The organism is Synechococcus sp. R6-5 (genome assembly GCF_047461775.1).
In the GTDB taxonomy this organism is placed as follows: domain Bacteria; phylum Cyanobacteriota; class Cyanobacteriia; order Thermostichales; family Thermostichaceae; genus Thermostichus.
Window position 1 is genome coordinate 1 of record NZ_JANSHV010000148.1, and the last position, 11,892, is coordinate 11,892.

Annotated in this window: 11 protein-coding genes and 1 pseudogene; 3 read left to right on the forward strand and 9 right to left on the reverse strand. The window is 57.4% G+C overall.

Annotated elements, in window-relative coordinates:
- A partial coding sequence (locus tag NW818_RS08735; protein WP_414424331.1) for a TldD/PmbA family protein occupies positions 1-1,507 on the forward strand: 1,507 nt, incomplete at its 5' end.
- Positions 1,508-1,741: 234 nt separating this feature from the next.
- Here the strand turns inward: NW818_RS08735 and NW818_RS08740 are convergent.
- The 9 genes and pseudogenes from NW818_RS08740 to NW818_RS08780 all read right to left on the reverse strand — a co-directional run.
- Positions 1,742-2,014: pseudogene (locus tag NW818_RS08740) on the reverse strand (CHRD domain-containing protein); the annotation flags it as partial.
- A gap of 371 nt (positions 2,015-2,385) precedes the next feature.
- Positions 2,386-2,844 (reverse strand): fasciclin domain-containing protein, encoded by a 459-nt coding sequence (locus NW818_RS08745; RefSeq protein WP_414357838.1) that lies wholly within the window; start codon positions 2,842-2,844, stop codon positions 2,386-2,388.
- Between the two features lie 81 nt (positions 2,845-2,925).
- Complete coding sequence (locus NW818_RS08750; protein WP_414416996.1) at positions 2,926-4,236, reverse strand: CO2 hydration protein; 1,311 nt, start codon at positions 4,234-4,236, stop codon at positions 2,926-2,928.
- 116 nt (positions 4,237-4,352) lie between these two features.
- Entirely contained in the window at positions 4,353-5,846 is a 1,494-nt protein-coding gene (locus NW818_RS08755; protein WP_414424332.1) for an NADH-quinone oxidoreductase subunit M, read from the reverse strand.
- Between the two features lie 50 nt (positions 5,847-5,896).
- On the reverse strand, positions 5,897-7,732 hold the full coding sequence (locus tag NW818_RS08760) for an NAD(P)H-quinone oxidoreductase subunit F (protein ID WP_414424333.1): 1,836 nt from the start codon (positions 7,730-7,732) through the stop codon (positions 5,897-5,899).
- Positions 7,733-8,137: 405 nt separating this feature from the next.
- Positions 8,138-9,094 (reverse strand): NAD(P)H-binding protein, encoded by a 957-nt coding sequence (locus tag NW818_RS08765; protein ID WP_414408661.1) that lies wholly within the window; start codon positions 9,092-9,094, stop codon positions 8,138-8,140.
- A 140-nt stretch (positions 9,095-9,234) separates the two neighbouring features.
- A complete protein-coding gene (locus tag NW818_RS08770; protein ID WP_414383401.1) occupies positions 9,235-9,525 on the reverse strand; it encodes a 4a-hydroxytetrahydrobiopterin dehydratase in 291 nt (96 codons plus the stop codon).
- A 78-nt stretch (positions 9,526-9,603) separates the two neighbouring features.
- Positions 9,604-10,122: a GNAT family N-acetyltransferase gene (locus NW818_RS08775; protein WP_414416035.1), complete on the reverse strand. Its 519-nt coding sequence runs from the start codon at positions 10,120-10,122 to the stop codon at positions 9,604-9,606.
- Positions 10,123-10,124: 2 nt separating this feature from the next.
- Entirely contained in the window at positions 10,125-10,283 is a 159-nt protein-coding gene (locus NW818_RS08780; RefSeq protein WP_414374717.1) for a hypothetical protein, read from the reverse strand.
- Positions 10,284-10,470: 187 nt separating this feature from the next.
- On the opposite strand from NW818_RS08780, the gene NW818_RS08785 reads away from it, so the two are divergent.
- Entirely contained in the window at positions 10,471-11,313 is an 843-nt protein-coding gene (locus NW818_RS08785) for a cysteine hydrolase family protein (protein WP_238376823.1), read from the forward strand.
- Between the two features lie 45 nt (positions 11,314-11,358).
- The gene (locus NW818_RS08790) at positions 11,359-11,823 is read left to right on the forward strand and encodes a cupin domain-containing protein (RefSeq protein WP_414424334.1); all 465 of its coding nucleotides are present in this window, start codon (positions 11,359-11,361) and stop codon (positions 11,821-11,823) included.
- Positions 11,824-11,892: the final 69 nt, after the last annotated feature.

Below are 11,892 nucleotides of genomic sequence, written 5' to 3' on the forward strand. Positions count from 1 at the left end.
AGCCCGCACCCTGCGCATAGCGCGGGTGCCGGGTAGTTTACTCGGCGTGGCAGCTCATCGACTTTCCAGGATCGGGCTATGCTGGACTGAGGACTACACCCATCTCCCTGTTGCTATGCGAGACCTTCTGCGCGACATCCTTCGGGACTGCTCTGGCTTTGTGGAACTGCGCTACCACAGCAAGGTGTTCCGCAGCGTCACTGCCGAGAAGGGCCGCCTTGAGCGCACCGCGGTTCGTCGCCGTTCCGGAGTGGGGGTGCGGGTGTTGGAGGCCGGCACTTGGGGCTTTGCTGCCACCGGGGATCCCTCGCCGGCTGCCGTTCGGGAGGCCATCGCTGAAGCTCGCCGTGCCGCCCAAGCCAGCGCCGACTACCGCAAACAAAAGCTGGGATCCCTGCCCAGTGTGCGGCTGGCCCAAGGGGAGTTCTGCGAGCCCGGTGTGGAGGAGGTGCTGAATAAGCCGCTGGAGGCGAAGATCCAGTTGGCTCTGGAAACCGAGGCACAGGCCCGGCAGGCCTCTCGCCAAATTAGCTCCGCCAGTTGCACCTACAACGAGATTTACGAGGAAAAAGCCATCGTCACCACCGATGGGGCGGATGTGGCCTTTCGTCTGGTGCGCCCCGAGCTGCGAGTTCAGGCGGTGGCCGAAGCTGCCGGCCAGCTCAGCAGTGGCTCCGAGGCCATTGGGGTAACAGGGGGATGGGATTGCCTGTTCCGCTCGCATCCCTTGCAGATGGCGGAAAAGGCGGCTGCTACCGCTGTTGACTTGTTGTCCGCAGGCTACGCAGAAGGGGGATGGGCCACGGTTATTCTGTCGCCTTCCATCGTGGGGCTGTTGGTGCACGAGGCCATTGGCCACACGGTCGAGGCGGATTTTGTTCTGGCGGGTTCTGTGGCTGCCGGCAAGCTGGGGCAGCGGGTGGCCAGCGACTGGGTTACCCTCAAAGACTCCGGCCATTCAGAGTTTATGCCGGGGGCAGGGGGAACCCTTCCTGTGGACGACGAGGGCGTTCCTACCCAAAGCACCACCATCATCCAAAACGGCATTCTGGTCAGCTATCTCCACAACCGCGAAACTGCTGCCCACTTTGGCGTAGAGCCCACCGGCAATGCCCGCGCCTGGGAATATGCCGATGAGCCTTTGATCCGCATGCGCAACACCTTCATTGAACCCGGATCCCAAACGCTAGAGGAAATCATCGCCAGCACTCCCGATGGCTACTTCCTGGATGGGGCCAGGAACGGGCAGGCGGACTCCACGGGCGAGTTTATGTTTGGGGTAGAGCGGGCCTACCGCATTCGCGATGGCAAGCTGGCGGAGTTGCTGCGCGGTGTCACCATCACCGGCAATGCTTTTGAGGTGCTGCAATCGGTGGATGCCGTCTCGCGGGACTTCCTGTGGGACTTGGGATCCGGCCATTGTGGCAAGGGTCAACCGGCCAAGGTGGATGCGGGCGGCCCCTACATTCGCTGTCGGGCCATTGTAGGTGGGCAACAACCTGTGTAGTTATTCCCTTGGCGCTCCACAGCTAGCCCAGAGGTGAAGCCTACAGCTCGCTCTGTAAAGGGGACTGGCAGGCCAGCTCCAGGACTACCGAAAGCTGCTGGCCAGGAGCTACACAGAAACTCTGTCCTGCCGGCACGACTGACCGTGGGGGAGTTCACAGAACAGCCAATCCGTCCGCAAAAATTAGGGATCCCCTCACCTGCGGGGATCCCAGATGGGGTACTGGATCAAACCTTAGCGAGGGAAAACCACCTGGGCTCGCAACTCGCCCGGCGGGTTGGCCTGCGTGTGAATGTTGATGTAGTAAGCTCCGGCCAAAAAGCTGGAGACTTGCTCAGGGGTGAGGTTGGCTTCCAGTCGGAAATTCCCCGACTGATTGCCTGGATTCGGCAACATGTTCAAGACAAAGACCACCGGCCCTGTGGCCTGGGCGAAAGATTGTCCTGGCTGCGGCTGAGCAATGTGAATGTGCCCAGGGCCAAAATCAGCAATGGGTAGAAGTGGGGTTGTGAGATTTGTAAAGCTTCCTTAACCGCTGAGAAACAAGACAGCAACCAGGCAAAAGCCGCAAAAAACCTCGAAAATTGAACGAGGCCGAAGGGAAAAACCGATCAACAACATGGAAAAAGCTCCTCGGTCAGAGAACAGGCCAAATAAGTTACGTATCAGGCCCAGCTTCGGATTCATCTCCGGGTTTAAAAGATGGCAAAATCCCCGCTACCAAGAGACAAAAGCCCCTACCCTGTGGGGGTTGGGGGATGGTGTAGACTGGAGAACGTGCGCGGAGCAGAAATCTCTGGCCGTACCTATAAAGTTGCGGAGAGGGGGAGAGGGTTCACCCAGGCACTTTCCCCAAGCTCGGTTCAGGATAGATCTGTCTATCCTCTGGCCGAGGCAGCCAAGGCGGAGTTCATAATCGGCCAGAACCAGTGGGGCCGCATCAGGATGACAGTGTCGATGACGTGGATGATGCCGTTATCGGCTTCGATGTCCGCTTGGATAACGGTGGCGTTATTGACCTCGAAAACGTCCCCTTCGATTAACAAGTCGATGGGGGATCCCTCTACCGAGCCCACACTTTGGTACTTGGCCAAATCTGCCTTTTTCAGGCGACCGGGCACCACGTGGTAACACAAGATGCGGGTCAGTTGGGGGATGTTTTGCACCAGAGTGGTGATGGTGCCAGGGGGCAGCTTGGCAAAAGCCGCATCGGTGGGGGCAAAAACGGTAAAGGGGCCAGGGCTTTTGAGAGTGTCTACCAGGTTTGCCGCTTTAACGGCAGTTACCAAGGTGGAAAAGCCCTCAGCAGAGACGGCAATATCGACAATATCGGGCATGGCCGGGATCCTTTTGCTGTGAAGTTGTTGCTAACTGGATTGCTGCTCGAAAGGCTTTGGGATCATTAAAGTTGCCACGGGCTAGCGATAATTCTGATCCTGAATGTAGGCGAGGCGGGCTGCTTCCCGGATCCCATATTCCGGTCGGGTGAAGCGATTGAGTTGTCCCTCAAAATAACGGCGATTCATCATCAAGTGCCGCGGATTTGGGTCATCAAGGGGATACAAGAAAGCGGCCCTTCCCGCCTGAATCACGGCTGAGGTGACGTTGTACATGGAGCGCTGGAAGCTAACCCCCAATTGAATCAGCATGTCCTCTTCGCCGCGGCAATGCTTGCGATAATACTCCACCAAATACTGGGGCAAAAAGTGGTACATATCCTGGTGCAGGAGCGTGGGCGGGATCCCAGCGGTGCCCACCGGAAACTTATCGGCGTAGAGGATCCCGTAGTGAAAGTCCAACTGGTTGGTGGGAACTTCGTTGGCCTGAGCGTTGTAGGACTTGGTGCCGCGGAAAGGAGAGGTGCGATAAAACACGGCCTCTACATAGGGGAAAGCGGCCTCATATAGCCAGGTAAATCCCTTGGATTTGGGCACAATATCGTACCATTCTCCCCGAATACGCACGCGATGGTAGATGGGTCGTCCGGCAATGGCGAAGATCCCGTTGACCAAAAAGTTCATCGCCTCCGGCACGCTGGTGATTTTGCCTTCGTCGTAGAGATCGCTGATCTCAAAAAAGACCGGAGCCATCACCTCCCAAAACAGGCCCAACACCGAGTACATGGTGGCCTGGCGGCACAGCTCCAAAAACATATCGGGGAAGAGCTTGTATAGCCCCATCAACAAGGGGTTGCCCTGGCAATAGGCGCGGATGGCGCGGTCGGCATTTTGCTTGTATTCTTCGGAATCCATGTAGGGATCCAGCAAGCCCCCCATATCCCGGTGCCAGAGCATGGCCCGCATACATTCTTCGGCAAATTCCATGTTGATGCGGTCATGCCAGAGGTGATGCAAAATCCTGGGCAGCTTGCGCTTCAGCTCCCCCTTTTCCATAAACTCCAGCAGCTCGGGATGGGCCGTAGCCTGGCCTCGCCAAATGCGCAAATCCGCGTTATCCCCCGCGTAGTGGTTGGCCAGCTTCAGATACTCTTCAGGAATGATGAACTTGAAAAAAGGCAAGGGATCCACAAACACCTGCTCGGCAATGTAGAGCAGATCCCGCCAGTAGAAATCCATTGGCACGGCATAGGCTTTGTAGAGGCCGATAATTTGCATCAGGTTTTCCGGCGTATCTGGCAGCATGGATCCCCCTGCCTCCAGGCGGTGGACTATATCCGCAAAAGGATGGGTAGAAGGGGGCAGCTTGCGGGCTGTGAGGGTTGTCGTCATAGAAGAAATCTCCAACTCTTCAAAAGTTCTGGCTCCTTGAGGTCATTCCCTGGGATCTCAATTCCTGGAAGTTTCCCGATTGCCTTGATCTGCTCCAGAGAAGGCAGCCCAGCTCCCTAGGGAGAATCGGCAAGATCGCCAGCCGAGGCCAGGATAAGCGTTTGCGCTTGAGCCACCTGGGTGGATAGGGTAAAGGCCAACGGTTGCGGCCATTTCACCAGGTTCATGGGCTGGATCCCAAACCAAACGATCAAGGCCGTCAAAATCAGCCCTGGGATCCGCTCCCAGCCATGCACGCGCGGGTAGTAGGCGGTGCGGTTGTCCAACCTGCCAAAGCAGGTGCGGTTCAGCAAAATCACAAAGTACACCGCCGTCAAACCGGTGCCACAGATGCTGATCAAAGTCGGCAAAGGAAAATCCTGATAGCTGCCCTGGAAGATCAAAAACTCCGCCACAAAGCCCACCAGGCCAGGGATCCCGGCGCTGGCCATCCCCCCCAAGATGAGCAGGGCGCTCACTGTGGGCAAGCCTCGCAAGGGGTTGAGCAGGCCGTTGAGTACGTTCAGATCCCGCGTTCCCACTTTGCGCTCCACCAAGCCCACCAAATCGAACAGCAGCGCCAAGATGAGACCGTGAGAGACCATCTGAACCATCGCCCCGGTCAGGCTAATCGGGGTGGCTGCCGCCATGCCCAGCAGGATGTAGCCCATATGGCCGATGGAGCTGTAGGCCACCATGCGCTTGATGTCTTTTTGGGCGATGGCCGCCAAAGCCCCCGACAGCACGGCAATGGCTCCCCACCAGGCCAGGATCCCACCCAAGTCGGCCCAAGCTTGAGGAAACAACTGCAATCCAAAGCGGAAGAGACCATACGTACCCAACTTGGAGAGCACACCCCCCAGCAGCATCGCCACCGGCGCCGAGGCTTCTCCATAGGCATCGGGCAACCAAGTGTGGAAGGGAACCAGAGGCATCTTGATGCCAAAGGCCACAACAAGGGCCAACAGCAGCAGAATTTGGGTGGCAGGGCCAAGAGAGGCAACGGGAATTTCGGCCAACTCAAAACTATGGGGATCCCCCAGCCAGTAGAGGGCCAAAAACGCCCCCAACAGAAAGATGGCGGAGACGGCGGTATAAATCAAAAACTTGATGGCAGCATAATCCCGTTTGCCGCTGCCCCAAATGGAGATGAGCAGGTAGATCGGGATCAGCACCAGCTCGTAAAACAAGAAGAACAAAAGCAGGTTCTGGGCAACAAAAGCCCCGTTGACCGACCCGCTCATGAGCAAAATGCAGCCGTATAAGAGGTTGGGCCGCTTCACCTCTGGCTCAGCCGTCAGCACCGCAATCAGCGTGAGCAGCCCATTCAAAGCCACCATCAGCAGGGAAAACCCGTCCAGGCCCAGGGAGTAGCTCAGCCCAATTGCCGGGATCCAATCCCACCGCTGCACCCACTGCAGCCCTTCCGCTTGCAGGTCAAAGTTGGCAAACAGCAGCAGCGAGATCCCCAGCAGGATCCCGGCCAAGGCCACCGCCAGCTTTCGCCCCCCCAAGCCTAAGAACAGGAGCAGGGATCCCAAGATCGGCAACACAATCAAGGCACTCAGCATGGTCTTTTCCCTCTTTATCTAAGGACTCCGTCCCGCTACCTTGCCCAAGCCTAGAGAATCAGCCAGCCCAGCAGGGCCACCCCCACCACAATCGTCAGCACGTAGGCTTGCAACTGGCCAGAGGTGGTGTATTTCAAAACCTGTCCACCCGCCAATACCGCCAAGCTGGTCAAATTTACCAAGCCGTCTACCACATAGCGGTCGAACAAGGCTGTAACCTCAGAGATGATGCGTACCGCAAACACCACACTGGCCCGGTAGAGCTTGGGGGTGTAGAAGTCGTTGGCCAACAAATCCTGCCAGTCGGCCAAGAAGGCCCAGTCCACCGGCTGCCGCTGCGGACGCAGATACAGCCAGGCTCCCAAGGCAATGCCTGTCAAGCTGGATCCCGTCATTACCCCAACAGGGATCCCTTCCAGAGCGGGAATCAGACCCAGCGTCGCCAGGATCATGGGCATGTGCAGCGCCACCCCCATCGTGACCGTCATGGGCAGCATCATCGGCCAATGCACCTCCGGCGAACGCTCGCTCATCTGCTGCGGCTTGCCCCCCCAGATCAGGCCAAACACCCGTGTCAGCCCTAGGGCCGTTACAGCATTGGTGACCAGCACAACTGCCGCCCACAACCCCTGCCCCAATTGCACCAACTGCTGCCACAGATCCGTCAGCACCCAAAAGGAACCGAAAGGCGGCAAAGCGATGATTCCGGCCATTCCGGTCAAGAAGCACAGCCCTGAGATAGGACGCCGCGACCACAGCCCGCCCAGGTAGCGCAAATCCTGGGTAATGCTGTTCCAGATCACCGTGCCCGGAGCCATCACCAACAGAGCCATGGCCGGAGCATAGGTCAGCAGCAACCCATAGGCTTGCTGGGGATGACCGGTGCCCACCGCCACAAAGATCAAGCCCATGTAGGCGCTCACCAGATAAGACAGGGCCCGCTTGGCATCGATCTGGGCCAAGGCCACCAGGGATCCCCCCACCGCTGTCAAGCCGCCGATGGTTAGCATCACCCTTAGCACTGTTGGGGAAAGCTCGTAGAGGGGTTGCAGGCGAATCAACACCCAGGCCCCCGTGCCCACCACCACTGCGTTCCGCAAAATCGAGGCCGGGATCGGCCCTTCCATCGCCTCATCTAGCCACAGGTGCAGAGGAAATTGGGCACACTTGCCTACGGGGCCGGCCAGCAACCCCAGCCCCACCAGCGCAATCAAGGTCGGATCCACAGTGGCAGACCCCGCCTGCACCGCCTCAGCCCAAGCCGCCAAATCCTCAAACTCCCAGGAGCCGGTCAGGGGATAGATGGCGATTACCCCCATCAAGAGCAACAGGTCGCCGATGCGCTTGGTTAAAAAAGCATCCCGCGCTCCCGTCACCACCAGCGATTGGTTGAACCAAAAGCCCACCAACAGGTAAGTGCCCAGGGTCAAAATCTCCAGGATCACGTAGCTGAAAAAGAGGGAGTCGCACAAAGCCAAGGCGCACATCCCCCCCTCAAACAGGCCCAGCAGGGAGAAAAACCGCGCCCAGCCCCAGTCCATTTCCATGTAGCCAAAGCCGTAGATCTGGGCCACCAGGTTCAGCCCCGTCACCACAGCGCAGGCCCCCAGAGTTACCGATGACACCTGCAGCGGCAGCTCTAACATCAGATCCCCCACCTGTAGCCAGGGCAACCGAATGACCTGCGCCGGCTGATCCCAAATTGCCACCAGCGCCCCCACGCTGTGCAGGAAGGCCATCAACGTCAAGAGCGCATTCAGATAACCTGCCGGACGTGGTCCCGTGCGCCGGGTGATTCCTGGGGACCAGATCAGCGCTCCCGCCCACCCCACCAAGGCGTAGAGGGGAATCAGCCATGCAGTTGTGACCAGCCCGTTCAAGCTCATAATCCTCCTTCGGCCAGGGATCTTGGCCAAACTGGAACACTTGCTGAGATCCTGTAAAAAGTCTTAAGCAGCATCTTAGCTGCGAACTAGGATAGACAAAAATTGAACTTTCCGATAAAAACTATAGACAAAAATCTATAGTTCAAGCAGGGGGAGCAGAATAACCTCTGTCGTTGTCACCCCCTCACTCTCTAAAGCGTAGATGGAAATGAACCCCTTGGGAACTCAGGATCCCCGGCTGCGCAGATACCGTGAATGGCTCTAGGACATCCCCGAAGTTCTGCTGCCCTACTTCCGGTCTTCGATAGGCTAACGCAAGCAGGATCCCATTCACCTCTTCATCCCAAGGCTACCATCGTAAGTCCCTGTGAAATTGCCAAGAAGATGAAGATTGAGAACAACGACCTAGAAGGGCGTTTTGACTTTGGGTTGCTTGACCTTCAGCTCGCGAATCCGTTTCAACATCTTCTGGAAATACTCCGCTAGGTAGTCCTCAAGAGAGGTCAGAGAGGCCAGTTCAATCCCCAGGGTTTCGCATACAGGCGTCATATCGGCGTGCATGGGTTCTTTGGCCGCGATCACCTCCACAAACGCCAGCCGGTCGGCAATGTTCCAGCTCCACTGAAAAAACTGCGCCACCTTGCGCGCCCCTCTCAGCAGTCCCAGCGGCATGGTGCTGACTTTGGCCTTTTTGCCGGAGAGCTGCTCGCACAAGGCAATGACTTCTCGAGCCGTCCAAGCCTTGGGCCCCACCAAGGGAAAGATTTGCTGCTTGGCAGCTTCTACAGTGAGAGCTCGCACCGCAAACCGGGCTGCATCTAGGGTGTCTAGGTAGGCCGTTGGCATGCCCTCGCCGGTTACCCAGACGATTTGTTCTTCCAAGATGGGGATGGCGTACTGGCCAATCAACCCCTGCATAAAGCCCGCTGGCCGGAAAATGGTGTAGGGCATCTGGGATCCAACCAAATACTTCTCAATGTGATGCTTGAAATTCATCAGGGGCACATTGGGATACTCGTGGTGGGCGCCCATGATGGAGAAAAAGATAAAATGCCCTACCTGGGCAGCCCGTGCCGCATTGATCAGGGCAACTTTGCCATCCCAGTCCACCTGACGGGCGCTGAGGGTATCGGTCACCCGCACCGTAGCACAGTCGAGCACCGCCTCGATGCCTTCCATCGCGGAGTTGAGGGTGCTGGGCTGAAGCAGGTTTCCCACCTTCAGGTGAGCGCCCCATTCACTTAAGAAAGCAGCCTTTGCCGGATTTCGCACCAGACAGGTGACTTGATGTCCTTCTTCGATGGCTCGGCGTACCACTTGACGGCCCAGCGTTCCCGTCGCCCCCACAACCAGCACGTTCATAAAATTATCATTTCTTAACCTTAGGCTTAGTCTATCAGACCAGCGCAACTCCCGACACAACCTTAGAGGCAGCAACAAACCAATGGGGATCCTCTGCCAAGCCGGCTTTGAGGGATCCCCAAAGTTGGGTACTGAAGCGTCTAGCTGGCCAGCTCGTTCATGCGTTGCGCCAGGGTAAAGTCCAGTTCTGTAATGCCCCCGGCATCGTGGGTGGTGAGATCCACCCGCACGCGGTTGTAGACATTGGTCCATTCGGGATGGTGCCCCATGCTCTCGGCCACCAAGGCCACACTGCTCATCCAGCCAAAGGCTTCGACAAAGGAGCGAAACTGAAATTGACGATGCAGCTTCCCATCCTGCAAAGACCAGCCCGGCAGATTTTCCAGCTTGGCTTGGACCTCAGCTTCACTGAGTTTGACAGGTCTGGACATGGGCGTTCCCTCCGGTCGATGCCATCGTTTTCATCACGCTTTCATCAAAGGAGCAACTGAGAGCGGATCCCAGCTTATTTACAAAACTTCATAACCTTTTGGTTCTGCCACGCCAGCGGCGCCGAGGGGTTTGTACAGCCAGTAGCCTTGCACGGAGAAATGGGCCCGCTTGTAGAAATTGAGGGCAGCCTGGTTATGGCGATAAACCTGCAGGGTGATGGCCGCCAGCTGCTGCTGGGATCCCCATCGTTCCACCTGCTGAATGAGGGCCTTGCCCAGGCCCTGCCGACGATGGGCGGGATCCACCCAGAGCAGAAAAATGTAGGCTACCCGCCGATGGGTGGCTTGATCGGTGGAGATGCCGGCCCAAACACAGCCCACCGGCTCTGCAGTTTCTTCTTTCAAGATCCACCAGCAGGGGGTACGGGGGGGGTCGAAGAGGCGATCCAGCGTCTCTTCTAGGTGATCCCAGTTGCTTTGTTCTGGAAAAGATTCCTGCAACGTGGCCTGCAATCCTCGCCTCACCCAGGGCCGATCCCAGGCTGAACCGATGCGCCAACGATAACCCACAGGCAGAGGGATCCCTTGTTCAGCCATCCTCAGGGGTTTGCAGAAAGGGCCACAGGCGTTGCTTCTTCTAGGGGGGCAGGCTGGGCCATATCCTCCGGCAGAAACGAGCGGATGCTCACCACCACCAGGGTAAACAGAAACACCAGCAGGATGAGAGCGGGAAAGATATATTGCCGCAGGATGCTCATGCTTCTACATAATCATTTCAAGTTTCTACAGCATAGCGTGCAGGGAGGGATCCCTGGGCACCCTTTCGGATCATCCTCATCTCAATCCCTATCAACTGACCCTGGGGGATCCCATGCGTTAATAAGGTGAGAAAGTGTAGCCTATGATTCCAAAGTCAGGTCAGCTGTGCATTAAGGTCGAGCGTAGTTGTGGGTCATCACTCAACTGCCCAACCTGATCCCACTGCTGCGCGACGCGAGCGGAGAATCCATGAGCACCCCCAATCGCCCCTTGAAGACCCTTGGGATCCCTCCCAATGCCTGGGCTGTGAATGCCGAAATGGCCGACCTCACCCGTCCGCCCTTGGATCCCCGGCCCATCCTGCTGCCCACCTCCAGCAAAACCCTGCGCTTGGATCTGGCCAAAGCGGCGCTGCTGGTGATCGACATGCAAAACGACTTTTGTCATCCCGACGGTTGGCTGGCCAGCATTGGCGTCGATGTTACACCTGCACGGGCTCCCATCGGCCCTCTAAAAGCCCTGCTGCCCCGCCTGCGACAAGCTCAAGTGCCGATTGTGTGGGTGAACTGGGGCAATCGCCCTGACTTGCTCAACATCAGCGCCGGCTTGCGACATGTGTACAACCCCACCGGAGAGGGAGTAGGGCTGGGGGATCCCTTGCCTAAGAACGGGTCTTTGGTCCTCACGCGGGGCAGTTGGGGCGCTGCTGTGGTGGAGGAACTGGAGGTCAAGCCCGAGGATATCTGGGTGGATAAGTTCCGCATGAGCGGCTTTTGGGATACCCCTCTCGATAGCATTCTCAGAAACCTGGGGCGCACCACCCTCTTTTTTGCCGGCGTGAACATCGACCAGTGCGTCATGACCACGCTGCAAGATGCCAATTTCCTCGGCTACGACTGCATTTTGCTGGAAGACTGCGCCGCCACCACCTCTCCTGAATACTGTTTGCTAGCTACCCTCTACAACGTCAAGCAGTGCTTTGGCTTTGTCGCCTCCTCCTCAGATTTGCTCGCGGCTCTCCCCTGTTAGCACTTGCCCACTATTCACCCCTCATCTCTTGAGCGGAGGATCCGGATGCAAACGCTTTCCCGCTGCGTGATTCCAATTGTTAAAACCCCTGCCGATTATCAGGCTTTTCGCATCAGCCCCCACGATACCAATCGCCTGGCCATCGTGTTCGATCCTTCTCATGCTCAGATTTCTCTGACTTTTTGTGTGGAGATCTTCGATGAGGGAGGCAGAACTCCTCCCAACCGCCATCAAATGGCTGTGGAAATGTTTTTCGTTCTCAAGGGAGAAGGTTTAGCCATTTGCGATGGAAAAGCTGCCCCCATCAAGACCGGAGACAGCGTTCTGGTGCCGCCAACGGGTGTGCATGAAATTCACAACACCGGCCCAGGCCGCCTCTACGCCCTCTGCATGATGGTGCCCAACGAAGATTTTGCCGAGCTCATCCGATCCGGTACTCCTGCAGATTTGGATGAGGAGGATCTGCAGGTACTGTCGGGGGGCTGGAGAAGGGCATTTGCTGAGGCTTAGGCCTCAATGGCTCTGGGAGCTGTAGAGGTTGGAAGTCAGGGGTACTGATACATTCACGCTGAACTCTCC